Raw genomic sequence first — 22,800 nt, forward strand, 5'->3', positions numbered from 1 at the left:
GGTCGGTCCGGGGGGCCGGCCGGGAACCGGCCGGGGATGGGACGGGGTGGAACGGGGGTGGGCCGGGAATACCGTCAGGAAGCCGGCCGTGGCCGCCCCGGTCTGCGTCAGCCTAACGACGGGAACGGCCGCGGGGGCGCTCCCGAACCCCCGCGCGCCGCCCGAGCGCTTCCGTCCGCCGGGCGCGGACGCCCGGCCGCGACGGCGGCCCGAGCCGAAGGACACGCTCTACGCGTCGCCCGCCTCTTCCTGCTCCGCGTCCCCGGCCGGCCGGGTCGGCTGGGCCGGCGTGGTCGGCCACGTCGGCCGGGTGGCACGCGGCTGGCCCGGCAGCCCGAGCGCGGTGGCCAGGCCGTCCGGCCCGCTGCCCGCCTTGCGGTAGACCGCGGCCAGCCGCCGGTTGACCAGGCTCAGCTGCAGCCCGAGCTCGTCGGCGATCCGCTGCGGCGGCACGCCCCGCAGCGCCAGTTGGGCGACGTCCCACTCCGGCTGGCTGAGCGCCTCGCGGGAGGCGCGGAAGTCGCCCAGCCGGTTGGGCCGCAGGCCGTAGTTGGCGAGCTCCCGGCGCGCCTGCTCGACCAGGCCCTCGGCCGAGCAGTGCTGGGCCAGCTCGATGCCCTGGTACAGGTACTCCTGGGCGTCCTCCAGCCGCCCGACCCGGCGCAGCGCCGCCCCGAGCTCGACCAGCGCGACGGCGTGCTCGTAGCCGGCCGGGGACTGGCCGAGGTAGGCCACGGCCTGCTCCAGGAGCTCGACCGCCTGCTGGCCGTCCTCGATCTGGGCGTGCAGCCGCAGCGCGGTGCCGATCGCCGAGGCGGTGCCGAAGGTCCGGGCGTCCCGGACGGCCTTGTGGGCGTACTCGCGGGCGCGGTCGGGCTCGTCCTGGGCGATGGCGATGGCGAGGTGGCCGGCCCACGGCGCCCAGACGGTGTTGTGCCAGCCGCGGGCCTCCAGCTGGGCGCCGGCCTCGGTGAGCGCGGCGGCGGCGCCGGCGTAGCGCCGCTTGGCGACGAGCAGCTTGCCGTACAGGGAGGGCGCGTCGGGCAGGACCATCGCGGTGTCGTGGTACGGCGGCTGGAAGCCGAAGCCGGTGGCGAGGTCCCAGGCCTCCTCGACGCGTCCGCGGGCGAGCAGGGTGTCGACGAGCACGCCGACGGCGTCCCACGCGAGCGGCAGCTTGGGGGCGATCCGCTCGGAGAGGCGCAGGGCGCGGCGCAGGAAGTCCTCGGCCTCGGCGAGCAGGCCGCGGCGGAAGCGGGCGAGGCCCATCAGGAAGTAGGCGAAGCCCCGGTGGGCACCGCTCCACCCGGCGACCTCGAACTGGACGATGGCGTCGGCGAACAGCCGCTCGGCCTGGGCGATGCGGTCGTTGTACGTGTAGGTGAGGCCGAGCATCGCGGGCAGCTCGAAGCCCCAGGTGCTGTCGGTCCAGCCGAGTCCCTTGGGCAGCCGGCCGGCCTCCAGGACGTCGTCGGCGTGGGCGAGCGCGTCGACGGAGGGCTTGCCGCGCAGGGTGAGGTCCCAGGCGCGCATCGCGAGGACCGCGCGGTCGGCGGGCTCGCGGCCGGTGAGGCCCTCGCACATCTCGCCGAGCCGCCGGGAGCGGCCGGGGCCGTCCTCCTCGGACTTGCGGAAGGCGTGCCACATGAACGAGGCGGCCTGGAGCCGCAGCCGGCCCGCGGCGTCGTCGGTGGCGGCGACCTCCTCCTGGCACACCAGCGCGGCCTCGCGCAGTTCGCCGCTGTGCGCGAGCACTTCGGAGAGCCGGAACGTGGCGTCCACCCGCAGTTCGGGGCGCAGCGGCCCCTCCTCCGGGTCGAGGGCGAGCTTGAGCTGGTTGACGGTGGCGACGGGGTCGGTGAGCAGCGCGGAGCAGCCGAGTTCGTAGAGCACCTCGGCGCGGATGCCGTCGGCGGGCGGCTCGTTGAGGGCGCGGTGCAGGCAGCGTTGGGCGGCTTCGGGGGCGCCGATGAGCAGGTGTTCGGCGGCGGCCTTGCGCAGCTTGCGCACGGTGCGGTCGTCGCCCTCGCCCGCGAAGGTCTCGACGAGGTGGCGGGAGGCGGAAAGCAGGCCGAGCCCGGCGTTCTCGATCTCGGCCGCGGCGACGCCGTGCATGCCGGTGCGGGTGGCCTCCGGCATGGTGTTGTAGATCGAGCTGCCGATCAGCGGGTGGACGAACTCCAGGTTCCCGTTGGGGGTCTGGGTGAGGACGCGCTGCTTGCGGAGCTGCTTGATGGACTCGCGGGCGCCCTCGGCGCTCTGGGTGGAGATGCGGGTCGCGAGGTCGATCCGGATGTCGGTGCCGAGCATGGCGCAGGCCCAGGCGAAGCGCAGGGTGCTGGCGCCGAGCCGGTCGAGCCAGGTCTTGAGGGTCATCCCGTTGGCGTCGACGGCGAGTTCGCGCAGTTGGACGGAGTTCTCCTCGACCGGTTCGAGCTCCTGGTCGCGGACCTGGTCGAGCAGGGCGATGGCCTCGTAGGGGTTGCCGTTGACGACGTTCCAGAACTCGTAGCAGAAGGCGTCCTCGGCCTTCTCGCCGAGTTCCGCCCGGATGATGTCCGTGACCGAAGTGAGGGAGAGGCGGTTGAGCTCGTGCCGACGGGTGGCGAGCTTGAGGACGGTGGAGTGGTGGGGGTGGGCTTCGGGTTGCCAGTCGTGTTCGTCCTCGCGGAACGCGAAGACGAGCAGGACGGGCAGTTCGCGTGCGCGGACGGCGAACTGGGTGAGCCAGGACAGGGATTCCAGGTCGGCCCAGTGCAGGTCGTCGACGATCATCACCAGGGGCGCGCTGCGGGGCGCGAGCTGGGTGAGGACGTAGTCCAGTCCGTCGCGCACGCCCTGCGGGTCGAGCCGGCGGGCGCCGGCCTTGGGCTGCTTGAGGCCCATGGCCGGTCCGACGACCTCCTCCCAGGTGCCCATGACCTGCCGGAACTCGGCCGGCGGGAGACCGGTGAGCGCAGGCTGCAGGAGCTGGCGCAGCACGTGGTAGGGCTCCTTGACCTGCTGTTCGCCGCCGCGCGCGAACAGCACGGTGGCGCCGTCGCGGAGCTTGGCGGTGCGCCGCACCTCGTGGAGCAGGCTGGTCTTGCCGATGCCGGGGCGGCCGGAGATGGTGAGGAGTTCGCCGATCTCGGTGCCGCCGGCGGCGAATTCGCGGCACAGCTTTTCGACGGCGGTCTCGGCGGAGCGCAGTTCCGCGTCACGGTCGCGCAGCCTGACCCGGGGAGCGGCGCCGTCCCCGTCCCGGCCGGGGCCGGTTCCCGCCCGAAGTCCGTTGCCCTGCTCGGTCACGTCATGCCTCCGCCGCTCCTGCTGACTCCCTGGTCGTGTGCCGAGGTTAGCGCCGCGGGGGGCGTGCCGTGCGGCATTCGCGCAGGCTGAGACGGACGGTGAGGGTTCGGACGGCTTGCCAAGGGCAATTGCCCTATATCCCTAACGTCCGATCATTACATCAGATACCCTACGGCCCGCGAGGCGAAGATGATCTTGTCCTGCCACCCTCACGCACGGAGCCTCGCTGCGTCAACTCCCCCCACACGCCGTGTCCGAACCGTTAGCGCCCCCACCCTCCGCTGCACCGGGAGTCCGATGTCTGACGACACCTCACTTCAGATCCCGTTCCCGCACCGCCGCAGTTCCCACATCCCGCACGCCGCCGCGGTGCACCGCGACTGGCTCCACCGGCACCCGCTGCTGGCCGACGCCGACCGCCCCGGGTACGCCCACTGGGAGATCGTCGAGCTCGCCGCCCTGGGCTACCCGGACGCCGGGCCGGACGAACTCGCCCTCGCGGCCGACCTGATGGGGTTCTACTTCCTCTTCGACGACCAGTTCGACGGCCCGCTCGGCCGCCGGCCCACCGAGGTCGCCCCGATCTGCGAGCGGCTCATCGCGGTCCTGCACGGCGCGCGCGCCGACCAGCGCTCCCCCGTCGAGACCGCGTTCGCGGACCTCTGGGACCGCAGCGCGCGCGGCATGCCCGCCCGCTGGCAGGCCCGCGCCGCCTACAACTGGGAGTGGTACCTGGCCAGTCACCCCGCCGAGGCCGCCGGCCGGATCTCCACCCGCCCGCCGGACCGGGCCGGCTACCTCGTGCTCCGGCGGGGAACCGCGGCCATGGAGACCATCTTCGACATGGTCGAACGGCTCGGCCAGTTCGAGGTGCCGCCCGCCGTCCTGCACCACCCGGTGCTCCGCCAGCTGCGCCAACTGGCCGCCGACATACCCTCGTTGAGCAACGACGTGCGGTCCTTCCCACTGGAGGCCCCGCGCGGCGACGTCAACAACCTCGTGCTGATCGTCCAGCGCGAACGCCGCTGCTCGGCCGAGGAGGCCTGCGCGGTGGTCCTCGACGAGGCGCAGATCATGGTGGAGCGCTGCGGCGAGCTGCACGCCCAGCTCCCCGAGGTCTACCGGGAGCTGGGCCTGTCCCGGGTCGAGGCGAGCATCGCCCAGCGCTACGCCGACGGGCTGCTCACCTGGCTGGCCGGCTACCAGTACTGGGAGTCCCGCACGGGCCGCTACCACTCCGTCTGACGTCACTCCGTCAGACGTCACTGCGTCCGACACCGCGCCGTCCGACCGCTCCGCCTGGCGCCGGACACCCACCGGCACCGCACCAGGGCCGCCCGCCTCTCCCCCAGCGCCGCACCCGCCGACGGCGGGGCGCCGCAGGGCGGCCCCGGTCCGACGCGGCCCCACCCCCGGGACCCAGCGCCCCGGGGCCCCGGACACCCCGGAGCCCGTGCACCCGACGCCCGACGCGACGCGCGCCCTGGTACCACGAGGCGCGCGGCCGGGCCCCGGCGATCTCCACAACGGCCGGAACGCGCACCCTCCGTACACGAGTTCCGTACGGACCGTAGCCGCGCCGCGCCGTCGCGGCTATCGTGCTCGGCGGCGGGCGCCCCGGCGGGCCCCGCCGCGAGCGCGCGTTCACATCCCTCCCGCCGGACCGCTCCCGAACCGTGCGGTCCGGCCCGCCGCCCGTCCGCAGGACAGGACACGGGCAGCGCCCGACGTCGCGAGGAGACACCAGAGCATGACGGTCTACCAGCCGCCCGGCACCCCCGACAGCATCGTCGCCTACCGTCCGCGCTACGAGCACTGGATCGGCGGCGACTGGGTGCCGCCGGTGCGGGGCGAGTACTTCGGGAACCCGACCCCGGTCACCGGGGAGGTCTTCACCGAGGTCGCCCGCGGCACCGCCGAGGACATCGAGGCCGCCCTGGACGCCGCCCACGCCGCCGCGCCCGCTTGGGGACGCACGTCCGCCGCCGAGCGCGCCCAGGTACTCCTGCGCCTGGCCGACCGGATGGAGGCGAACCTGGAGCGGCTGGCCGTCGCGGAGAGCTGGGAGAACGGCAAGCCGGTGCGCGAGACCCTCGCCGCCGACCTCCCGCTCGCCGTCGACCACCTGCGCTACTTCGCCGGCGCGCTGCGCGCCCAGGAGGGCGGCATCTCCCAGCTGGACGAGGACACCGTCGCGTACCACTTCCACGAGCCGCTGGGCGTGGTCGGCCAGATCATCCCGTGGAACTTCCCGATCCTGATGGCGATATGGAAGCTCGCCCCGGCGATCGCGGCCGGCAACGCCGTCGTCCTCAAGCCCGCCGAGCAGACCCCGGCCTCCGTCCTGCTGCTCGCCGAGCTCACCGCGGACCTGCTGCCGCCCGGCGTCGTCAACATCGTGACGGGCTTCGGCGAGGAGGCCGGCGCCCCGCTCGCGGCCAGCCCCCGCATCCGCAAGATCGCCTTCACCGGCGAGACCAGCACCGGCCGGCTCATCTCCCGCGCCGCCAGCGACAACCTGATCCCGGTCTCGCTGGAGCTCGGCGGCAAGAGCCCCAACGTGTTCTTCGAGGACGTCGCCGACGCCACCGACGCCTTCTACGGCAAGGCCGTCGAGGGCTTCGCGATGTTCGCCCTCAACCAGGGCGAGGTGTGCACCTGCCCGAGCCGGGCGCTGATCCAGTCCTCGGTCTACGAGCGCCTGCTCGCCGACGGCCTGGAGCGGGTGCGCGCGATGCGCCAGGGCAACCCGCTCGACACCGAGACCCAGGTCGGCGCGCAGGCCAGCGCCGAGCAGCTCAAGAAGATCCTCTCCTACTTCGACATCGGCCGCGCCGAGGGCGCCAAGGTGCTCGCCGGCGGCGAGCAGGCCGACCTCGGCGGCGCCCTGGCCGGCGGGTACTACGTGACGCCGACGGTCTTCGAGGGCGACAACCGGATGCGGGTCTTCCAGGAGGAGATCTTCGGCCCGGTGGTCTCCGTCACCCGCTTCGACGACTTCGCCGACGGCGTCGCGCTCGCCAACGACACCCAGTACGGCCTCGGCGCGGGCGTCTGGACGCGCGACCTCAACACCGCCCACCGCGCCGGCCGCGCCATCCAGGCCGGCCGTGTCTGGACCAACTGCTACCACGCCTACCCGGCCCACGCGGCCTTCGGCGGCTACAAGAACTCCGGCATCGGCCGGGAGACCCACAAGGCGCTGCTGGAGCACTACCAGCAGACCAAGAACCTGCTGGTCAGCTACTCGCCCGACGAGGTCGGCTTCTTCTAGGCCTCCCGACAGGCCTCCCGACAGGCCTCCTGACCAGGGATCTCGGTCAGGGACCACGGCCAGGAATCACGGCCAAGGATCACGGCCAGGTCCTTCGGCGGCCGAAGTCGTCGCGGGTCGGGAGACCGCTGCCGGTCTCCCGATCCGCTGCCACTCCCCGTGACATCAGGGCAAATACCACCAAATCGCCCATTTGTTGATCCAAGCACATGAATGCGTGAATTTCGCCGACGCGCCGCCGACATGCCCGGACCCGCCCGGCGAACGTCGTACACAGGGGCTCCCGTCACTTCCAACCCGGGAGCCCCGATGACCATCTCCCCCGCCAAGCTCTCCGACCCCACCGTGCGCGCCTTCGTCGCCGCGATCAACGCGAACGACCGCGCCGCCTTCCTCGCCACCCTCACCCCGGACGCCACCATGTCCGACGACGGCTCCGACCGCGACCTGATGCAGTGGATCGACCGGGAGATCTTCGAGCCGAACGGACACATGGACGTGCGGACCGAGTCGAACGACGGCCACGCCCTCGTCGCCGACTTCACCAACGCGACCTGGGGCGAGATGCGCACGGCCTGGCGGTTCACCGTCCAGGGCGGGAAGATCAGCCGCTTCGAGACCGGCCAGGCCTGAGCGGCACCGGCCAGGCCCGGGCGCCGGCCGGCCCGGGCGCCGGCCGGCCCGCTACCCGTCGAGCCCCAGGCACCCGCGCACGGCGCGGATGAGGTTGCGCGAGCGGATGTCCCCGGTCACGCCCGGCTGCATCCCGTTGGTGACGTAACCGAAACCGAGCCCGAGGTCCGGGTCGGCGAAGCCCAGCGAGCCGCCCCGGCCCGGGTGCCCGAAGCTCGCCCGGGACGCCATCGGCGCCGTCGGGCCGTGCCGCCAGAAGCCCAGGCCGAATGTGGAGTTGACGATCAGCACCCGGTCCGGGCCGCTCACCGCCGGGCCGACCGCCCGGGCCAGCACCTGCGGCCCGAGCAGCGGGGCGAGCGTGCCGCCCGAGCCGTCGTGCCGGTCCGCCGCCCCGACCAGCGCCGCGTAGAACCGGGCCAGCGAACGGGCCGTCCCGATACCGCCGGCCCCGGGGATCTCGGCGGCCTGCACCGCCGGGTCGTTGAGGTCCACTCCCGGACGCACCGAGGCGAACGAGCGGGCGGTCAGCGAGGACGGGTCCTGGTAGGCGTCCCGGACGGACTGCTTGGGCCGCAGCCGCAGCCCGCTCGGCCCGGTCCTGGCCGCCTCGGGGGCGGGCAGGTCCACCAGCCGGCCGACACGCGGCGCCGCGCCGGCCGGCAGCCCGATCCACAGGTCCAGGCCGAGCGGCCGGGCGATCTCCTCGGCGAAGTACCGGCCCACGGTGCGCCCGCTCGCCCGCCGCACCACCTCGCCGACCAGCCAGCCGAAGGTGTACGGGTGGTAGCCGTGCGCGGTGCCGGGCTCCCAGGCGGGCTCCTGCGCGGCCACCGCCGCGGCCGCCCGCTCCCAGGTCAGCACGTCCTCCAGGCGCAGCGGCACGTCCAGCGCGGGCACCCCGGCCTGATGCGAGAGCAGCCAGCTCACCGGCACCCCGCCCTTGCCGGCCGCCGCGAACTCGGGCCAGTAGGAGGCCACCGGCGCGTCCAGGTCGAGCTCGCCCCGCTCGGCGAGCAGGAGGGCGGTGGTCGCGGTCAGGCCCTTGGTGACCGAGCGCAGCACCTGCGCGGTGTCCGCCGTCCAGGCGACGGCGGGCGCGGGCCGGCCGCCGACCTCGGGCCGGGCGTCGCCGCCCCACAGGTCGACCACCTTGCGGCCGCGCACGTACAGCGCGAAGGCGGCGCCGAGCTCGCCGTAGTCGCGGAAGTTCCGCGCGAAGGCCTCCCGCACCGGCTCGAAGCCCTCGGCCGTCTCGCCCCAGATCTCCGTCATCGCGCGCCGTCCTCAGCTCGTCCGGCCCGATCGGGCCCGACCGCACCTGTCCGTACATGTCTCTGCACGTGTCCGAATGTGTTCGTGCCCGCGTTCGAACCGGGCCCGGAAACCCTAACCTGTCCGTCATGACCAACCCTGCCGCAGTGAACCCCGCCGAAGAGCTGCTGGACGTCGTCGACGAGCACGACCGGGTGATCGGAACCGCGGTGCGCGGGGAGGTGTACCGGCGGGGCCTGACCCACCGGTGCGTCTTCATCCTGGTCCGCGACCCGGCCGGGCGGATCTTCGTCCACCGGCGCACCGACACCAAGCTCTTCGCCCCGGGCGCGTACGACATGTTCGTCGGCGGCGTCGTCGGCTCCGGCGAGACGTACGGCGAGGCGGCCGTCCGCGAGGCCGAGGAGGAACTGGGCGTGAGCGGCATCGCCCCGCGCCCGCTGTTCAAGTTCCTCTTCCGGCAGGAGCACCTGTCCTGGTGGTGCGACATGTACGAGGCCGAGTGGGACGGCCCGGTCTCCCCGCAGGAGTCCGAGGTCGCCTGGCACGACTGGCTGACCCCCGCCGAAGTCGACGCGCGCCTCGCCCGCGACGACTTCGTCCCCGACGGCCGCGAGGCCTACCGCCGCTACCTGGGCTTCCGCGCCGCATAGGGCCCGTTGCGCCCGCCGGATAAGGTGGCGCGCATGGCCTCCCGTACGCCGTCGCCGACGGCCGCCCGCACCGGACGGACCGCCGACCCGGACCGGACCCCGGCGTCCGCCGCGCCCGCCGCGGCGGGCGAGCGCCCGCGCCGCCGGCTGAGCGTCGACGAGCGGCGCGAGCAGCTGATCGCCGTCGCGCTGGAGCTCTTCAGCGTCCGCCCGCCGGAGGAGGTGTCGATCGACGACATCGCCGCCGCCGCGGGCGCCTCCCGGCCGCTGGTCTACCACTACTTCCCCGGCAAGCAGGCGCTGTACGAGGAGTCGCTGCGCCGGGCCGGGCGCGAGCTCGCCGGACGCTTCGAGGAACCCCCCGAGGGGCCGCTGTCCGAACGCCTCTTTCGCGTGATGGGGCGCTACCTGGACTTCGTCCAGAGCCACGGACCCGGCTTCGCGGCGCTGCTGCGCGGCGGCTCGGTGGCCGCCAGCGCGGGCACCTCGGCGGTGATCGACGAGGTCCGGCGGGCCGCCCACGACCAGATCCTCGGCCACCTCGCCATCCCCGACCCGAGCCCGGGGCTGCGACTGACCGTCCGCGCCTGGATCGCCAACGCGGAGATCACCTCGCTCGAATGGCTGGCCGAGCGCTCGGTGCCGCTGGAGGAGCTGCAGCTGCACCTGGTGCAGGAGTTCGTCGCCGCGCTGGTCCTCACCGCCGCCCGGGAACCGGCCCTCGGCGCCGAGCTCGCGTCGTTCCTCGCCGACGAACGGCCGGACGGGCCGACCGGGCGCCTCGTGCACGACCTCGCCGGACTGCTCGCCGTGCCCGGGATCACCGAGGCGCTCGGGGCGCTCGCCGCTCCGCCCGCTCAGCCCGTCGCCGACGGGCCGTCGGCGCAGGCCACGGAGTAGCCGGCCCCGGCTTGGCCGGTGGTCCGCGGGACGGCCGCCGGTTCTGCCCCGACGGTGGGCTCTGATAGGAATGACCACGGCCGGGAACAGCCGCGGACCCCGGCGGCATGCCACCGGGCGCGCGCCCGGACCACCCGGACACCGACCGCGGACGCACCAGAGCGGGGGGCTCAACAGTTGACCCAGGACGGCCAGTTCGACAGCCAGTTCGGCGGCCGGTTCGACGACCGGTCCACCGCGGAGGCCAACCCCTTCGCCGCCGCGGAGCAGGTCGGCGCGACCCTCTCCACCCTCACCGACGCCCTCCTCGACGGACGCACCTCCCGTCACCCGGTGGCCTCGCTCGACCCGCGTCGCGGGTCGCGCGGGTCGTCGGAGCGGCACCCGGCCGCCGAGGAACTGTTCGGCCTGCCGCTGGCGCCCAACGGACCGGTGCACGCCGCCGTCGACCGGCTCGGCACCGTCGTCACCGCCGGAACGGCCCGCCCCGGCACCGGCGCGCCGGTCGCGGAACGGGCCGTCACCGCGCTCCTCGCCCGCTACGGCGGCGGCGCGGTGCGCGGCACGACCGCCGACCGCGGCACCTCCTCCGCCGCGCTCTTCCAGCTGCCCGTCACCGGCGAGATCGCCGACCCCAAGCTGCGCCCGCCGTTCGCGCCCGCGCTGGCGGCGCTGGCGGGCGGTCAGCAGACCCGGCTGCCCGTCGAGCTGGCCACCGGCGCCGGCACCGAGGTCCGCCTGGTCGTCCCGCCCGGCTTCCACCCCCTGACCTCCCCCGACGGCCCCGCGGGCGTCTCGTCCCGCGCGGTGCCGCCGCTGGGCGCGACGCCGGACGGAGCGGCCGGCCACGGCGCCGACCGGGCCGTCGCCGCGGCCGTCGACGGGCTGACCGGACACCTGGCCGAGGTCGCCGAGGAACTGTTCAGCGCCACCGGCCCCGGCCCGCGCCGCGACTTCGCCGTCATCACGGCCGCCCTCGCCGACGTGGTCCACGCCGCGGGCGCCGTCTACGCGGGCGTCTGCGCCCTGGAGGCGGACGGCCGCACCACCGAGGCCACCCTGGTCGTCTCGCTCGCCCGGCACCCGCTGCCGATCACGGCGCTCGCCACCGAACTCGCCACCGTCCGGCGGCACGCCGAGGTGTGGACGGTCCTGCTGCCGGCCGGGCCGGCCGCCGTCCTGGTCGAGGGCCGGACGGTCCCCGTGCCCGGGGCGCTGGCCGCCGACGGGCAGCGACGCTGGGTGGTCACCTCGGTCGTCGAGGCGTTCGTCCCGCTGCCGGACGGCGCGTCGGTGCTCTGCGTCCAGCTCTCCACGGCGCAGCCGGAGGACTGGGACCTGTACACGGAGGCGTTCGCGGAGCTGCTGAAGAGCGTCCAGTTCGGGTGGGACGGCACGCCGGGCGTGCCCGCTCCCGTACCCCTGCCTCTGCCTCTGCCTCTGCCTGTGCCTGTGCCTGTGCCCGCCGAGCGGGAGGCGGCCGTGCCTCTGGACCACAACCCGTTCGCCGCGCTCGCCGACGCGACGGCCGTGCCCGCGGCCGAGGACGACCCCGCGCTGCGGGGCACCCCGGTGGCCGTGCTCCCGCCGGACTTCAACCCCTTCGCGGCGATCGCCGACGGGCCGGACCGGAACGAGCAGGGCGAGAACGAGCCTGACGAGGAGCGCGAGGCGGAACGCGAGGAGAACGAGCCGGACGGCGACCCGGCCCTGCGGGGCACGCCCGTGCGGGTGCCCCCGCCGGACTTCAACCCCTTCGCCCCGGAAACCCTCCCGCCCCTCCCGGGCAACGAGCCGAAGGCCTCCCCGGCCGGCGCGCCCGCCGTGGCCACCGACCCGTTCGGCACGGTGGTGGCCGACGAGCCGAGCGACCCCTTCGGCACCACGCTCGCGCCCCAGCGTCCGCCTATCCCGCCGCCGCCGTCGGTCCCGCCGCGCATCCCCGCCCAGGTCGACGGCCCGGGGCACGCGCCGACGGACGACGAGGACGGGCCGGACGGCGACCCGGCCCTGCGGGGCACGCCCGTCCGGGTGCCCCCGCCGGACTTCAACCCCTTCGCCCCGGAAACCCTCCCGCCCCTCCCGGGCGAGGCCCCGGACGACACCCGCTCCGGCGCCGACACCCCGGCCACGCCCCCGATGCCGGAGGCCCGGCCGTTCGGCTGAGCCGACGGCGGCGGGCAGACGGCGGCGGGCAGACGGATGACAGCTGACAACTAACAGATTTCAGATTTCGTTCGCTGAAATCTGTTAGTTGTCAGCTGTTCGCTGTCACCTGTCCGCCGTCGCCCGTCAGCCCCCGCCCGACCGCCGCGCGATCACCGCGCCGATCCCGTCGAGCATGCGCGCCACCCCGAACGCGAACAGCGCGTCCAGGCTCATGTCGATCTCCGGCCCCCGGTTCAGCGCGTCGAACATCGGGAACCGCTCCGGGTCCGCCATCAGCTGGTCCCGCTCCTCGCCGTCCTGGCGGTCCATCCACTCGTCCGCGGACATCCCGCTGTCCTGGACGGCCTGCGCCTCCCGCTCGAAGTGCACCGCCAGCCCGCACACGAAGGCCGCCAGCGTGACCGACGCCTGGGCCATCTCCTCGACGCCCAGCCCCAGTCCGGCGAGCGCGGCCAACGTGCGCTCGGTGTGCACGGCCGCGTCCGGCGCCAGCACCGGCCGGGTGAACGACATCGTGCCCGCCAGCCACGGGTGCCGCCGGTAGATCCGCCACTGCAACCGGGCGACCGTCTCCAGCGCCTCCCGCCACCCCGCCGGCAGCGGATCGGGCAGCGGCTCCTCGCCGAAGACCCGGTCCGTCATGAGCCTCAACAGCTCGTCCTTGCCCGGCACATGGCGGTAGAGCGACATCGTCGCCACACCGAGGTCGGTCGCGATGCGCCGCATCGACAGCGCCGCGATCCCCTCCTCGTCCGCCACCCGCACGGCCGTCGTGACGATCCGCTCCCGGGACAGCTCCCGGTCTCCACCCCGGCCCCCACCCCGCTCCGCGACCCGTTCCCCGCCGCGCGCCGCCCGCCGCGCAACAGCCGTCCCCGAAGGTCCGGTCGAGCCGCCCGGAGCCGCGAGGGCGGCCGACGGACCAGCAGCAACAGGACCCCCCGCCACCACCGTCCCGACCCCGGGCACCGCCCGGACCAGCCCTTCCTCCCGCAGCCGGCTCAGCACCTTGGTGGCCGTGGCCATCGCGACCCCCCACTCCCGGGTGATCGCCCTGGTGGACGGCACGCGCTCCCCGGGCGCCAACTCCCCCGAGGCGATCCGCCGTCGGAGCTCCGCCAGGATCCGCCCCGACGGCGTCCCGTCCTCCGCCATGCCCAACTCCTCAGCCCCACAGCACCGAAACGAACGATCGGACCCCGCCCGACCCGAGCCGGATCAGCCCGCGCGCCGCGCCAGGTGCACCACGTCCGGCACTCCCCGGGAGACGGGGACCTCGTGCGAAGCGACGTCGGAGAACCCCGCCGCCCGCAGCGCCTCGTCGAACGCCGCCGAGGGCTGGGCGCTCCAGACCGCCAGCACCCCGCCCGGCCGGAGCCGGTGCCACAGCACCGCGAGCCCGTCGGCCCCGTACAGGGGCGCGTTGCCGTCGGTGACGGTCCAGTCCGGCCCGTTGTCGATGTCGAGGCACAGCGCGTCGTACCGCTCGCCGTCGGCGGCGGCGAGGTACTCCAGCAGGTCGGTGTGGAGCACCTCGACCCGCTCGTCCTCCAGCGCGCCGCCGGAGAAGGCGCCGAGCGGCCCGGTCCGGTGCCAGTCGATGATCGCGGTCTCGCGCTCGACGATCGCGATCCGCCCCCAGCGCGGCTCGGCGACCGCGTAGGCGAGCGAGAAGCCGACGCCGAGCCCGCCGATCAGCACGGACGGCCGCCCGGCGGCTCCGCCCGCGCGGTCGAGCTCGTCGAGCGCGGCCTGGATCAGCAGCCGCTCCGAGCGGCCGTCGGCGGTGTCCATCAGGAAGCAGCCGTTGGCGATGATCTCGAAGTCCGGCCCGCGCCGGCGCAGCACCACCTCGCCGAACGGACCCTCGCGCCGGTCGAGCGTGACCACGGCGTCGCGGTCGTTCCGTTCGGGCAGTGCGGTCGGCATGCGCGTTCCTCGGCGGACTCGGGTGCGGGACGGTCCCGCAGGACCACTACCCGCCCGACAATACCCAAGGTCGTCATCGTGCCAGCAGCCGTTTTCCTCAGGTCGTGAGCAGCACTCCGGCGTACGAGACCCCCGCGACCATCACCCAGGAGCCGAGGCCGAGCAGGGCGATCCGCCCGCCGGTGCGGACCATGGTCGGCAGGTGGACGGCGCTGCCGAGACCGAACAACGCGGCGGCGAGCAGCAGCTCCTGGGCGTCCCCGGCCACGGTCAGCGCCCGCTCGGGCAGCACTCCGGTGGTCCGCAGGACGATCATCGCGAGGAAGCCCGCGACGAACAGCGGGACGATCGGCGGCCGGGTGTCGCTTTTGACCGATTCTTTAGCAGTTGGTCCAGCAATGTTCTCTTTGTTCCACCGCTGCCTGCGCCGCACCGCGACCGCGACCCCGGCGACCAGCGGCGCCAGCAGCACCACCCGCATCAGCTTGACCAGGACGGCCTCGCGCAACGCTCCGGGCCCGCCGGTCTGCGCGGTGGCGACGACCTGCCCGACGTCGTGCACGCTCGCGCCGACCCAGCGCCCGAACTCCACCTCGCCGAGCCCGAGCGGGTGCTGGAGCAGCGGCAGCACGGCGATCGCGAGCGTGCCGCACAGCGTCACGAGCGCGACCGAGGCGGCGACGTCCTCCTCGTCACTGCCGGAGGCCTGGCTGACCGCGCCGATCGCCGAGGCGCCGCAGATCGAGTAGCCGGTGGCGATCAGCAGTGGCTGGTCCCCCGGCAGCCCGAGCCTGCGCCCGAGCCACAGCGTGCCGCCGAAGGTGGCCGCGACGACGGTGATCACCATGGCGACGGTGGCCCAGCCGAGGCCGAGCACGTCGCCGAGGCTGAGCTTGAGGCCGAGCAGTACGATCCCGAGCCGCATCAGCCGCTTTCCGGCCGTGGACAGGCCGGGCCGCGCCACGCCGCGCACGACCGGGCGCAGCCCGGGCAGGTGGGCCGCCGCCATGCCGAGCACGACGGCGGCGGTGAGCTTGGGCACGGCCGGCACGGCCGCGTGGACGGCGAGCGCGGCGCCGACGCCCGCGGCCGCGAGGAGCAGGCCGGGGGCGTCGCCGCCGAGCGGGGGGAGGGAGCGGGTGCGGGTGCGGGTGGTCCGATCCCGGGTGGTCCGCTCCCGGAGGGTCAGCGCCACGCCACGCTCACCGCTGCCCGTCGGCGGGCAGCCGGTAGACGCGCCGGATGCTGGTGCCGAGGCGCGAGACGTCGGCGCCGTACACGTGGATGGAGATGGCGGTGGTGCTGCACGCGTTGCGCACGAGGTGGATGTCGCCGGGCGGGGCGAAGGCGGCGACCGTGCCGGCCGGTCCGGCCACGTGCTCGGTCTCGACGAGCCGGGCGGTGCGGCCGTCGGAGATGAGCCGGTAGCGGATCTCGCTCTCCTGCCCCTGGTGGACGCCGGCGACGCACCAGGAGACGTGGTCGTGGATCGGGGTCTGCTGGCCGGGCAGCCAGACGAGGGCGACGACGGAGAAACTGCCGTCCTCCTCGGCGTGCACGACGTGCTGCCGGTAGCGGGCGGGGTCGGCCTCGCGCTGGGCGGGGGTGAGCAGGGCGCCGGGGCCGTCGGGGTCGGCCGACAGGTGGGGGGCGAGGCGTTCGCCGACCAGGTACGCCGTGAGCTCCGGCGGCAGGCCGCGGTCGACGACGGCGCGGATCTCGCCGATGAGGGCGTTCATCCGCTCGGTGAGACGGTCGCTGTCGACCGTGGCTGGGGCTGTCATGCCAGCAGGTTCGGCCAAGCGGACCTATCACGTCCAACGAGGGATCGTAAGCGGTATTCCAACGTGCGCTTATAAGTCCGCAGACGATCTTCCCCCCGATGGCGAACCCGGGAACCCGTCCCCACCAGCCGACGGCCGGCAGTGCACCGGGACCGGGCTCAGCACCCCACCCGGCTCGCGGCCGCCTGCCGCAGGTGGTCCAGCACCAGCGCGGTGGCCGGGATCCGCCGGTGCTCGCGCAGCACGTACGCGCTCACGTGCCGCCGCAGGTGCGGCTCGACGGCCCGCCCGGTGACCTTGCGGTGGCACATGAAGGAGAGCACGAGGGCCGGCATCAGCGCGATCCCGACGCCGGCCGCGACGAGGCTCTGCACCGCGAGGTTGTCGTCCGTCGAGAAGACGATGTCCGGCGCGAAGCCCTCCTCCGCGCACACGTGCAGCAGGTTCGCACGGCAGCGCGGGCACCCGGCGATCCACCGCTCGCGGTCGAGGTCGACGAGCCGCACGGCATGACGGCGCCCGAGCGGGTGGCCGACCGGCAGCAGCACCGTGAGCAGGTCCTCCATCAGCGGAATCTCGTCCAGCCCCTCCGGCACGTCGGCCGGGGCGCCGGGGTAGCGGAAGGCCAACGCGATGTCGCACTCCCCCCGCATCAGCCGCTGGACGGAGTCCGGCGGCTCGGCCTCCAGGAGCTCGACCCGCACGCCCGGGTGCTCGTCGAGCAGTCGCGCCATCGCCTGCGGTATCAGGGTCGCGTTGGCGCTCGGGAACGCGCAGACCCGCACGCGCCCGGTGCGCAGCCGGGCGAGCGCGGCGAGCTGCTGCTGGGCGGCGGAGAGGCTGCCGAGGATCACCTCGGCGTGCCGGGAGAGCGCCTCGCCGGCCTCGGTGAGGCGCAGTCCGCGTCCGGCGCGGGTGAACAGGGGGACGCCGACGGTGCGTTCGAGCGCCTTCATCTGCTGGGTGATGGCGGGCTGGGTGTAGCCGAGTTCGCGGGCCGCCGCCGAGTAGGACCCGGCCCTGACCACCTCGTGGAACGTCCTGATGTGCCGCGAGTCGAACACCGGCTCCATGGCCCCTCCGCCCGGTCGTCTGCCTCCAGCCTCCGCAATCATAAGAGGAAATTGGAGGTTCCGGGCCTGACCCCGAGCACACCTATGGTTCAGTCGCGAACCAGCCGCCACACCGGCACGGCGGACCCACCCCGGCGCGACCGCTCCACCACCCCTGGCCGCCGCCCCGCGCCACCCGCGTCACCCGCCTCACTGCTGCGCCGACGGCGGCAGCCCCAGCGCCACCCCCGCCTTCGCCACCGGCGCCCCGCCCCGCACGCTCGGGCTGCGCCGGCTGCGCCGCTCGACCCACCGGGCGAGCCAGGAGAGCAGCAGGCACATCCCGATGTAGATCGGCGCGATCACGATCACCACGGGGATGAACGGGAGGTCGTAGTCGAGGTTGGTGGCGATCAGCTTGCCCGCGTGCAGGAACTCCTCGTAGGTGATGAGGAAGCCGAGCGAGGTGTCCTTGAGCGCGACCACCAGCTGGCTGATGATCGCCGGCAGCATCGCCCGGTTGGCCTGCGGCACCAGCACGTAGGTCATCACCTGCGTCTTGCGCAGCCCGAGCGCATAGGCCGCCTCCCGCTGCCCCTTCGGCACGGCGAGCACGCCGGCGCGGAACACCTCGGCCAGCACCGAGCCGTTGTACAGCACCAGCCCGGCCACCAGCGCCCAGAGCGGCTGCACCTTCAGCGCGACGAAGACGAAGAAGATCATCACCAGCAGCGGCATGGCCCGGAAGAACTCGACCACCAGCGTGGAGAACCAGCGCACCACCCGGTGGTCCGACAGCCGCCCGGCCGCGAACAGCGCCCCGAACGGCAGCGCGAACAGCACCGTCCAGCCGAACGCCTGCAGCGTGTTGCCGAGCCCGCGCAGCAGCAGGTCCTGGACGCCGCGGTACTCGAACGGCTCCCACTTCGCGTACGTGAACTGGTGGGTGTGGAACAGCATGTAGACGACCCACCCGATCAGCCCCGCGATCAGCACCAGCGCGACCACGCCGTACGTCCGGTGCCGGGCGAGCGCCTTCGGGCCGGGGATGTCGTACAGCGCCGAGGATTCAACGGTCATCGCGACACCGCCAGTCGTCGTTCGAGCAGGTTGAAGACGGCACTGATGGCCAGGGTGATGATCAGGTAGCCGACGGCGATCCAGACGAACGTCCAGACGATGCTGTAGCCCAGCTCGTTGATGGTCCGGTAGGTGCCCAGCAGCTCGGTGACGCTGAAGGAGCCGGCGATCGCCGTGTTCTTCGCCAGCGCGATCAGCACGCTGCCGATCGGCGCGACCACCGAGCGGTAGGCCTGCGGCAGCACCACGAGCCCCATCGTCTGCCCGAAGGTCATGCCCAGGCTGCGCGCCGCCTCGCCCTGACCGAGCGGCACGGTGTTGACGCCCGAGCGCATCGCCTCGCAGACGAACGCCGAGGTGTAGCAGCCGAGCGCGAGCACCGCGAACGTGTAGAAGGGCAGCGTGATGTCGAACCGCGGCAGGCCCAGCACCACGATGAAGAACAGCAGGGTCAGCGGGGTGTTGCGCAGGATCGTCACCCACGCCGTGCCGAAGATCCGCAGCGGCTTCACCGGCGAGACCCGGAAGCTCGCGATCAGCACGCCCAGCACCAGCGACAGCACGGCGCTCACCGCGAACAGCGAGAGCGTGCCGAGGAACCCGTCCCAGTAGGTCGACCAATTGTCGGTCAGCGTTTTCACGGCGCGGCCCCTCTCAGTACCGGTCGATCTGCGGCGGGGTCGGCGCGGGCTCCCCGGAGAGGCCGAGGGTCGCGTCGAACGCCTTCTTCCAGTCGCCGTTCTGCTCGTGCTGGGCCAGGGCGTCGTCCAGCGCGTATCGCAGCACGGTGTCGTTCTTCGGCGTCCCGATCCCGTACGGCTCCGTCGAGAACAGCGGTCCGACGACCTTGAGCTCGTCCGGCACCTTCGCCGCGTAGCCCAGCAGGATCGCGTTGTCCGTGGTGACGGTGTCGACCTGGCCGGTGATCAGGTTGTCCACGCAGGCCGAGTAGGTGTCGTAGCCGATCAGCTTCGCCTTCGGGTACTTCGACTGGATCCGCTGGTACGGGGTCGAGCCCGCCGCGGAGCACACCTTCTTGCCGTCCAGGTCCTGCGGGCCGTGGATGCTGTTGTCGTTCTTGCGCACCAGCAGCGACTGCCCGGCGACGAAGTACGGGCCGGCGAAGCCGACCAGCTTCTTGCGGTTGTCGTTGATGGTGTAGGTGCCGACGTAGTAGTCCACCTGGCCGTTCTGCAGCGCGGTCTCGCGGTTGGCCGAGGCGATGGTCTTGAACTGGATCCGGTCCGGCGCGAACCCGAGCGAGGCCCCGACCATCTTGGCGATCTCGATGTCGAAGCCCGAGTACACGCCGGTGGCCGGGTTCTTCTGCCCCAGGTACGGCTGGTCCTCCTTGGCACCGACCACCAGGTGGCCGCGGCCGCGGGCCGCGTTCAGGGTGGACGAGCCGGTGATCGCGGCGGCGTCCTGCACCTGGTAGCTGGGCAGGGCGCTGGGCTGCGGGCCCTTGGGCGGCGGGGTGCCGGCCTTGCCGCACCCCGCCACCAGCACGGCGAGCACCAACGCGGCGGCGGCCCCGCCCTTCCTCGCCCCGGCCCTCTCCGTCCCAGCCTTCCTCGTCCCGGCCTTCCTCGTCCCGGCCTTCTCCGCCGCCCTCGTCGTCACGGCCTTCCTCGCAACGGCCTTCCTCATCACCGGCGCCGCCTCAGTGCTTCAGGATCTTGGAGAGGAAGTCCCGGGCGCGCTCGCTCTCGGGAGCGCTGAAGAACGCCTCCGGGGCGCGGTCCTCGACGATCCGGCCGTCCGCCATGAAGACCACCCGGTTCGCCGAGGCCCGGGCGAAGCCCATCTCGTGCGTGACGACGACCATCGTCATGCCCTCGTGGGCGAGCTGGCGCATGACGTCCAGCACCTCGTTGATCATCTCGGGGTCGAGCGCCGAGGTGGGCTCGTCGAACAGCAGCGCCTTCGGGTCCATCGCCAGCGCGCGGGCGATCGCCACGCGCTGCTGCTGACCACCGGACAGCTGCGCCGGGTACTTGCCGGCCTGATCGGCCAGCCCGACCCGCTCCAGCAGCGTCCGGGACTTGGCATCCGCCTCCGCCCTCGGCCGGCCGCGCACCTTGATCTGGGCGAGCGAGACGTTCTGCAGCACCGTCTTGTGCGCGAACAGGTTGAAGGACTGGAACACCATCCCGACCTCGGCCCGCAACCGGGCCAGCCCCTTGCCCTCCTCGGGCAGCGGCTCGCCGTCGATCAGGATGGTGCCGCCCTCGATCGGCTCCAGCCGGTTGATGGCCCGGCAGAGCGTGGACTTGCCGGAACCGGAGGGTCCGATCACCACGACGACCTCGCCGCGGCCGACCGTCAGCTCGATGTCCTGCAGGACGTGCAGGTCCCCGAAGTGCTTGTTGACGCCGCGCATCTCGATCAGCGGCGCGAAACCGGACGCGCCGCCCTGCGCGGGCCCGGGGTCGGCGGTCACCGGGCGCGCCGCCCCTTCAGCAGCCAGCCCAGCGCGCCGCCCGCGAGCAGGGTGGCCAGCAGGGCGATCCACAGCGGCGCGGTGACGGTGAAGACCCAGAACTGGATCTTCACCTTGTCGAGGTTGGCGAACAGGAACCACACCGCGAGGATGACGATGACGCCGATCCCGATGTACCGGGTGGGGATCCCGCCGATCTCGCTGCGCTGGGGGCCGGACGAGCCGCCTGAAACTTTGGTCACCGGAGCAGTCTGCGGGCCCGGACCCCGGTTTGCCCGGTTACGCGCCCTTCCGTGCGGGTGGAGTAACCCGCACGGGGCAATCCGGCCCCGTGCGGGTTTGGGGCGTTCCGGGCCCTGCGCTCGCCGCGCGGGACCGGAACGCTCCGGACCTGACGACCCCGGACCTGACAACCCCGGACCGGACGGCCCCGGACCTGACAACCCCGGACCGGACGGCCCCGGACCTGACCGGCACTACCGCTCGTCCCGCCAGGAGCGCCACAGCGCCGCGTACGGACCGCCGGCCGCGACCAGCTCCGGGTGGCTGCCGTACTCGCTGATCCGCCCGCCCTCGACCACCGCGATCACGTCGGCGTCGTGCGCGGTGTGCAGCCGGTGCGCGATGGCGATGACCGTCCGCCCCTCCAGCACCCGGGAGAGCGAGCGCTCCAGGTGCCGGGCGGCGCGCGGGTCGAGCAGCGAGGTGGCCTCGTCCAGCACGAGGGTGTGCGGATCGGCCAGCACCAGCCGGGCCAGGGCCAGTTGCTGGGCCTGCGGCGGGGTCAGCACCGCGCCGCCGGAGCCGACCTCGGTGTCCAGACCCTCCGGGAGGGCGTCCACCCAGGCGCCGGCGTCCACCGCGTCGAGCGCGGCCCTCAGCTCGGTGTCGTCGGCCCCGGGCGCGGCCAGCCGCAGGTTGTCCCGCAGGGTGCCCACGAAGACGTGGTGCTCCTGGTTGACGAGCGCCACCTCGGCCCGGACCCGCTCGGCCGGCATCCGCGCGAGCGCCGCGCCGCCGAGCGTGACGCTGCCCCGGCCGGGCGCGTAGATCCCGGCCAGCAGCCGCCCGAGGGTGGACTTGCCCGCCCCGGACGGCCCGACCAGCGCCACCCGGCTGCCCGGGGCGACGTCCAGGCTGATCCCGTGCAGGACGTCCGCGCCCTCGCGGTAGCCGAACCGCACGTCCGTGGCCTCGACCCGGCGGCCGTCCGGGCGCGCGCCCTCGTCGCCCTCGTGCTCCGGCACCTCGCGGACGCCGACCAGCCGGGCCAGCGAGGCCTGCCCGATCTGCAGCTCGTCGTACCAGCGCAGGATCAGGTCGACCGGGCCGGTGAGCATCTGGGCGTACAGCACCCCGGTGGTCAGCTGGCCGACGGTGATCCAGCCGCGGAGGGTGAACAGTCCGCCGAGCACCAGCGTGGCCAGCACCGCCGAGGCGTAGACCGCGTCGACGGTCGGGAACCACACCGAGCGCAGCCACAGCGTGTACCGCTCCCAGGCCAGCCACTCGCGCAGCTTGCGGTCGGTCAGGCGGACCCGCTGGTCGCCCAGGCGCAGCGCCTCGACCGTCCGCCCGGCGTCCACCGTCTCGGCGAGCACGGTGTTCACCGCGGCGTACCCGGCCGACTCGTTGCGGTAGGACTGCGGCGCGCGCCGGAAGTACCAGCGCGAGCTGGCCAGCAGCAACGGCAGCCCGACCAGGGAGGTGAGCGCGAGCAGCGGCGAGGTGACCAGCAGCGCGCCGAGGACGAGCAGCAACGACACGACGGCGACCGCGAGTTCGGGCACCGCCTCGCGCACGGACTTGTCCAGCCGGTCGATGTCCGTGGTGCCCCGGGAGACGAGGTCGCCGGTGCCGGCCCGCTCCAGGACTCCGGTGGGCAGCGCGACCGAGCGGACCAGGAAGTCCTCGCGCAGGTCGGCGAGGACCCGCTCGCCGAGGATCGCGCCGCGCATCCGGGACCAGCCGGTGAATGCGGACTGCACCACCAGCGCCAGCAGGTACCAGCCGACGGCCACCCCGAGGGAGGCCCGCGCGCCGTCCGGGGCCAGCGACTCGACCAGCCCGCCGAGCACCCACGGCCCGACCAGCCCGGCGAGCGTGGCCACCGAGTGCAGCGCCACCACCCCGGAGAAGGCCGTGCGGTGGCGCCGCGCGAGCAGCCGCAGGTACGCGCGCACGGCGGCCGGCGAGCCGACCGGCAGGGTGGCGGCCGGCCCCTGCTCCTGATGCAGAGGGGGCTTCATGACGTACTCCTCGCCGGCTTCGCAGGACAGTTGTTCGCAGCACGGTTGTTCGCAGGACGGTTGACGGA

General features: G+C 73.8%; 19 protein-coding genes. 6 read left to right on the plus strand and 13 right to left on the minus strand.

The features are described 5' to 3' along the window. Positions 1 to 228: 228 nt before the first annotated feature. Complete coding sequence (locus ACFXDE_RS00125) at positions 229 to 3,291, minus strand: ATP-binding protein (RefSeq protein WP_380442158.1); 3,063 nt, start codon at positions 3,289 to 3,291, stop codon at positions 229 to 231. Between the two features lie 297 nt (positions 3,292 to 3,588). On the opposite strand from ACFXDE_RS00125, the gene ACFXDE_RS00130 reads away from it, so the two are divergent. From ACFXDE_RS00130 to ACFXDE_RS00140, 3 genes are all read left to right on the plus strand, one after another. Then, positions 3,589 to 4,536, plus strand: coding sequence for a hypothetical protein (locus ACFXDE_RS00130; protein ID WP_380489177.1), 948 nt, complete (start codon positions 3,589 to 3,591; stop codon positions 4,534 to 4,536). Positions 4,537 to 5,041: 505 nt separating this feature from the next. Continuing rightward, positions 5,042 to 6,565 (plus strand): aldehyde dehydrogenase family protein, encoded by a 1,524-nt coding sequence (locus ACFXDE_RS00135; RefSeq protein WP_380489180.1) that lies wholly within the window; start codon positions 5,042 to 5,044, stop codon positions 6,563 to 6,565. Positions 6,566 to 6,874: 309 nt separating this feature from the next. Beyond that, positions 6,875 to 7,198, plus strand: coding sequence for a nuclear transport factor 2 family protein (locus ACFXDE_RS00140; RefSeq protein WP_380442165.1), 324 nt, complete (start codon positions 6,875 to 6,877; stop codon positions 7,196 to 7,198). A gap of 51 nt (positions 7,199 to 7,249) precedes the next feature. Here the strand turns inward: ACFXDE_RS00140 and ACFXDE_RS00145 are convergent, their stop codons facing one another. Beyond that, complete coding sequence (locus ACFXDE_RS00145) at positions 7,250 to 8,473, minus strand: serine hydrolase domain-containing protein (protein ID WP_380442167.1); 1,224 nt, start codon at positions 8,471 to 8,473, stop codon at positions 7,250 to 7,252. Between the two features lie 128 nt (positions 8,474 to 8,601). Between ACFXDE_RS00145 and ACFXDE_RS00150 the strand changes: the two genes are divergently transcribed. From ACFXDE_RS00150 to ACFXDE_RS00160, 3 genes are all read left to right on the plus strand, one after another. Further along, entirely contained in the window at positions 8,602 to 9,126 is a 525-nt protein-coding gene (locus tag ACFXDE_RS00150) for an NUDIX hydrolase (RefSeq protein WP_380489184.1), read from the plus strand. 33 nt (positions 9,127 to 9,159) lie between these two features. After that, entirely contained in the window at positions 9,160 to 10,026 is an 867-nt protein-coding gene (locus ACFXDE_RS00155; RefSeq protein WP_380489187.1) for a TetR/AcrR family transcriptional regulator, read from the plus strand. Between the two features lie 177 nt (positions 10,027 to 10,203). Continuing rightward, positions 10,204 to 12,192, plus strand: coding sequence for a hypothetical protein (locus ACFXDE_RS00160; RefSeq protein WP_380489190.1), 1,989 nt, complete (start codon positions 10,204 to 10,206; stop codon positions 12,190 to 12,192). 126 nt (positions 12,193 to 12,318) lie between these two features. Here the strand turns inward: ACFXDE_RS00160 and ACFXDE_RS00165 are convergent, their stop codons facing one another. The 11 genes from ACFXDE_RS00165 to ACFXDE_RS00215 all read right to left on the minus strand — a co-directional run bounded on the left by ACFXDE_RS00165 (position 12,319) and on the right by ACFXDE_RS00215 (position 22,732). Further along, positions 12,319 to 13,350 (minus strand): TetR/AcrR family transcriptional regulator C-terminal domain-containing protein, encoded by a 1,032-nt coding sequence (locus tag ACFXDE_RS00165; RefSeq protein ID WP_380489192.1) that lies wholly within the window; start codon positions 13,348 to 13,350, stop codon positions 12,319 to 12,321. Between the two features lie 63 nt (positions 13,351 to 13,413). Then, a complete protein-coding gene (locus tag ACFXDE_RS00170) occupies positions 13,414 to 14,124 on the minus strand; it encodes a spermidine synthase (protein ID WP_380442179.1) in 711 nt (236 codons plus the stop codon). Positions 14,125 to 14,221: 97 nt separating this feature from the next. Continuing rightward, positions 14,222 to 15,319 (minus strand): YeiH family protein, encoded by a 1,098-nt coding sequence (locus ACFXDE_RS00175; RefSeq protein WP_380489195.1) that lies wholly within the window; start codon positions 15,317 to 15,319, stop codon positions 14,222 to 14,224. A 7-nt stretch (positions 15,320 to 15,326) separates the two neighbouring features. After that, positions 15,327 to 15,908 (minus strand): cysteine dioxygenase, encoded by a 582-nt coding sequence (locus ACFXDE_RS00180; RefSeq protein ID WP_380489197.1) that lies wholly within the window; start codon positions 15,906 to 15,908, stop codon positions 15,327 to 15,329. A gap of 158 nt (positions 15,909 to 16,066) precedes the next feature. Beyond that, on the minus strand, positions 16,067 to 16,972 hold the full coding sequence (locus tag ACFXDE_RS00185; RefSeq protein WP_380490069.1) for a LysR family transcriptional regulator: 906 nt from the start codon (positions 16,970 to 16,972) through the stop codon (positions 16,067 to 16,069). A 198-nt stretch (positions 16,973 to 17,170) separates the two neighbouring features. Beyond that, complete coding sequence (locus ACFXDE_RS00190; protein WP_380489200.1) at positions 17,171 to 18,040, minus strand: amino acid ABC transporter permease; 870 nt, start codon at positions 18,038 to 18,040, stop codon at positions 17,171 to 17,173. After that, positions 18,037 to 18,681, minus strand: a complete 645-nt coding sequence (locus ACFXDE_RS00195; protein ID WP_380442186.1) for an amino acid ABC transporter permease — start codon at positions 18,679 to 18,681, stop codon at positions 18,037 to 18,039. The genes ACFXDE_RS00190 and ACFXDE_RS00195 overlap by 4 nt, the downstream gene beginning before the upstream one ends. 13 nt (positions 18,682 to 18,694) lie before the next feature. Continuing rightward, positions 18,695 to 19,663, minus strand: a complete 969-nt coding sequence (locus tag ACFXDE_RS00200) for a glutamate ABC transporter substrate-binding protein (protein ID WP_380489204.1) — start codon at positions 19,661 to 19,663, stop codon at positions 18,695 to 18,697. A 40-nt stretch (positions 19,664 to 19,703) separates the two neighbouring features. After that, a complete protein-coding gene (locus ACFXDE_RS00205) occupies positions 19,704 to 20,423 on the minus strand; it encodes an amino acid ABC transporter ATP-binding protein (RefSeq protein WP_380490073.1) in 720 nt (239 codons plus the stop codon). 56 nt (positions 20,424 to 20,479) lie between these two features. Continuing rightward, positions 20,480 to 20,725 (minus strand): LapA family protein, encoded by a 246-nt coding sequence (locus ACFXDE_RS00210; protein ID WP_380442188.1) that lies wholly within the window; start codon positions 20,723 to 20,725, stop codon positions 20,480 to 20,482. Positions 20,726 to 20,959: 234 nt separating this feature from the next. Next, complete coding sequence (locus ACFXDE_RS00215) at positions 20,960 to 22,732, minus strand: ABC transporter ATP-binding protein (RefSeq protein WP_380489207.1); 1,773 nt, start codon at positions 22,730 to 22,732, stop codon at positions 20,960 to 20,962. Positions 22,733 to 22,800 lie beyond the last annotated feature (68 nt).

The organism is Kitasatospora sp. NPDC059408 (assembly GCF_042751525.1).
Taxonomy (GTDB): Bacteria; Actinomycetota; Actinomycetes; order Streptomycetales; family Streptomycetaceae; genus Kitasatospora.

Coding starts and splice junctions, on each gene's coding strand:
- ACFXDE_RS00130 (WP_380489177.1), top strand. CDS start 3,589: ATGTCTGACGACACCTCACTTCAGATCCCGTTCCCGCACCGCCGCAGT.
- ACFXDE_RS00135 (WP_380489180.1), top strand. CDS start 5,042: ATGACGGTCTACCAGCCGCCCGGCACCCCCGACAGCATCGTCGCCTAC.
- ACFXDE_RS00140 (WP_380442165.1), top strand. CDS start 6,875: ATGACCATCTCCCCCGCCAAGCTCTCCGACCCCACCGTGCGCGCCTTC.
- ACFXDE_RS00145 (WP_380442167.1), bottom strand. CDS start 8,473: ATGACGGAGATCTGGGGCGAGACGGCCGAGGGCTTCGAGCCGGTGCGG.
- ACFXDE_RS00150 (WP_380489184.1), top strand. CDS start 8,602: ATGACCAACCCTGCCGCAGTGAACCCCGCCGAAGAGCTGCTGGACGTC.
- ACFXDE_RS00155 (WP_380489187.1), top strand. CDS start 9,160: ATGGCCTCCCGTACGCCGTCGCCGACGGCCGCCCGCACCGGACGGACC.
- ACFXDE_RS00165 (WP_380489192.1), bottom strand. CDS start 13,350: ATGGCGGAGGACGGGACGCCGTCGGGGCGGATCCTGGCGGAGCTCCGA.
- ACFXDE_RS00170 (WP_380442179.1), bottom strand. CDS start 14,124: ATGCCGACCGCACTGCCCGAACGGAACGACCGCGACGCCGTGGTCACG.
- ACFXDE_RS00180 (WP_380489197.1), bottom strand. CDS start 15,908: ATGACAGCCCCAGCCACGGTCGACAGCGACCGTCTCACCGAGCGGATG.
- ACFXDE_RS00190 (WP_380489200.1), bottom strand. CDS start 18,040: ATGACCGTTGAATCCTCGGCGCTGTACGACATCCCCGGCCCGAAGGCG.
- ACFXDE_RS00205 (WP_380490073.1), bottom strand. CDS start 20,423: ATGCGCGGCGTCAACAAGCACTTCGGGGACCTGCACGTCCTGCAGGAC.
- ACFXDE_RS00215 (WP_380489207.1), bottom strand. CDS start 22,732: ATGAAGCCCCCTCTGCATCAGGAGCAGGGGCCGGCCGCCACCCTGCCG.